The sequence below is a fragment of the Mycobacterium sp. KBS0706 genome (assembly GCF_005938675.2).
Lineage (GTDB): Bacteria > Pseudomonadota > Alphaproteobacteria > DSM-16000 > Inquilinaceae > Inquilinus.
The window spans coordinates 1-2,472 of the sequence record NZ_VCCH02000234.1; the positions used below are offsets into that span (position 1 = coordinate 1).

At 64.2% G+C, this 2,472-nt stretch carries 3 protein-coding genes; 1 reads left to right on the plus strand and 2 read right to left on the minus strand.

What is annotated here, in order from left to right; genetic code table 11:
- Positions 1 to 486: NYN domain-containing protein (locus tag FFK22_RS41390; RefSeq protein WP_143956976.1), on the plus strand; the 486-nt coding region annotated here is incomplete at its 5' end.
- A gap of 368 nt (positions 487 to 854) precedes the next feature.
- Here FFK22_RS41390 and FFK22_RS41395 read toward each other — a convergent pair.
- Both FFK22_RS41395 and FFK22_RS41400 read right to left on the minus strand, forming a co-directional pair.
- Positions 855 to 1,238, minus strand: coding sequence for a MucR family transcriptional regulator (locus tag FFK22_RS41395; RefSeq protein WP_138893642.1), 384 nt, complete (start codon positions 1,236 to 1,238; stop codon positions 855 to 857).
- Between the two features lie 469 nt (positions 1,239 to 1,707).
- Positions 1,708 to 2,259: a response regulator gene (locus FFK22_RS41400; protein ID WP_138893641.1), complete on the minus strand. Its 552-nt coding sequence runs from the start codon at positions 2,257 to 2,259 to the stop codon at positions 1,708 to 1,710.
- Positions 2,260 to 2,472 lie beyond the last annotated feature (213 nt).

Genomic DNA, 2,472 nt, shown 5'->3' on the forward strand with positions numbered 1-2,472 from the left:
AACATTCGACGCCGATCCGGGGTCAATCTTGTGCGCCGATTGACATTCTACTACACGACCGTGCTTGAGAATCAGGAGAATTCGTCACTGCGGCCGCTGATCGACTGGCTGGACTATCACTTCTACACGACCGTGTCCAAGCCGGTTCGGGAATTTGCCGACAGCCGTGATCGGCTTCGGGTCAGGAGCACCATCCACGTCGATCTCGCGATCGATGCGCTCGCGATGGCCGATCACGCCGACCACATCATCCTGCTGTCAGGCGACGGCGAGTTTCAGCGGTTGGTCGCCGCGATCCGGCGCAAAGGGGTGCGCGTCACCATCGTCTCGACGCTGGCGACGAGTCCACCCATGGTTTCGGACAAGTTGCGGCGCCAGGCCGATGGCTTCCTCGAGATTGCGGACCTCGTTCCCGAACTCCAGCGGCTGCGGTTGAATGACCCGGGCGCCGCCACGGCCAACGATGAGGCTGATGGCAGCCGGTGAGCAGGCCGAGACTGGACGCGGCGCTCTCCAGTGCAGCGAAGCACGATTCAACGTGCCGAGCCGCAAACGGGCGATGAAGGCGCGGGCGCGTCGACAGTTTTTGGAATGGGGCCGCTTCCTGGTTCCGGATCTGCACGACGGCGGCGGCGATCGCCGCCGGGCGCCCCTCTGCCAGCGCCCGGCGGAGCCCGTCGTCGTCAGCATGGTCGCGCACGAAGCGCCGCGGCGGCCGCGGTATTGCCGGCGCATCCGTCAGCCCGCTCCACCGAGCGCGGCCCGGCCGAGATCGGTTGCCAACAGTTGGTGCTGGCAGGCACGGCGAGCCGTGGAAAGGGATGCGGCATCCTTGCGCCGACGGTGCGTCGACGTCAGCGACAGCGCGACCGGAACCGTTCCCGGGGAGACTCGCCGATCCGGGTGCCTGCCCTCGGACCCCTAAGGCCTGGCCATCCGGACCATGGAAACACGGCGTCCTGTTCTGCGATGCGACGAAGTTCAGCATCATTGGTGAGGCGGTCGGCGCGGGATGGCACCGTCGCCTCGACTTGGCTCAGCTGTTGATCCTCAGGACCCAGATCGCGGGATCCCTGATCGACCAGATCGGTTAAGGTCCTATGAACCTGCTGGATGAGTCCCGGCACGTGTGCCGCCGACGTCGCCCTCATGCGGAGATGGGCCGCCACGATTGCCACGGTCGCCTCAATCACATCGTCGGGCATCGCCGTCGCCTTGCCAGCTTGATCGATGGTCATCGGCCTCCTCGCTATTGCCGCTTGCGCCAACCACTCCAGGACGTCCAGGAGGTGGCGCCTATTCCAGCGGAGCGCCGAGAGCGATTGTCCGTGTCATCGCCGCCACAGCACCTCGGCGCCTGATTGGCTGGTTTGCTCTTGACCGAGCATGAGCAGCGACAGGCGGCGGCCGAGAACCCGTCGGCAGCTCCGGCGCGAATCCGCTGAAGGATGCATCGACCCTTTCAGTTTTCCCGGCCGGGTTGGCCCGCAGGGAGGCGCGAGGATTGCACGGCTCGCCGGGCGAAGACCGCGGGTGGCGCTTTTCGGCAATCACAATCGGGGCGAGCTGCCAATGCCGCCTGGAAGCGATGCTTGGTCGCAGCTGTTCGTCACGGGCCTCAAAAAAAGCCCCGCCGAAGCGGGGCAGAGGGGTCCAGTGGTGGAAGGGAGCTTCACACCCCTATTCATGACGATTTCGACCCGTACCCTATTCCGCAAAATTCCCATCCGCTGGTCCGACGGGTCGGCGACGCCCCCGTTTGGTCCCGCCCTGGACGATCAGCAAAACTTTCCTCTCCGCCCGTCCCGGCCGCTGAGCACGGGCCGAAGGGCCGATAAATTCGCGGCGTAGCAACTTGCGCACGGCGTTCTTCAGCTGGTCTTCATGGAACGGTTTCCGGAGGACGGGATCGGTGGGAAACCGGCCGATCCAATCATCCGCGTAGGCCGTGACGAAGCAGAACGGGATGTTTCGACGGCGCAGCAGCTCCGCCACCGGGTAAACTCTGTCGCTGTACGGCAGTCGGACATCGGGCTGCAGCCGGACATCGAGCAGGGCTGCGTCGACACGTTCTGTCTCCGCAAGGATCATAGCCTGCCGCAGGGTCCCCACAGGCCCGATCACCTGAATGCCCATCCGTCGAAGGATCTCATCGACAAACTGCGCCATGTGGAATTCATCTTCGACCACCAGGACGCGCCATGGTGCCGGAATCGCGGCGCTTGAAGGTCGCGCACGTGCTTGAACGCGACGTCTCATCACATGCCTCCAGACAAGATCCCGCCGAGACGGGGCTGCGGAACCCCTGGTGGAGCGGCGGCTCCAACTTCAATGACGATCGCGGAGCGTCCATTATTCCGAGAAGGTCTTTGTGACGTCGGATCCGATGACGGTTTGCCCTTGGTGTGTGTGTAAGCGTTAGATCGGGATCCCTCACTATCGCGTGAAATCAGGCACTTACGACGCCGATCG

Coding starts and splice junctions, on each gene's coding strand:
- FFK22_RS41400 (WP_138893641.1), bottom strand. CDS start 2,259: ATGAGACGTCGCGTTCAAGCACGTGCGCGACCTTCAAGCGCCGCGATT.
- FFK22_RS41395 (WP_138893642.1), bottom strand. CDS start 1,238: ATGACCATCGATCAAGCTGGCAAGGCGACGGCGATGCCCGACGATGTG.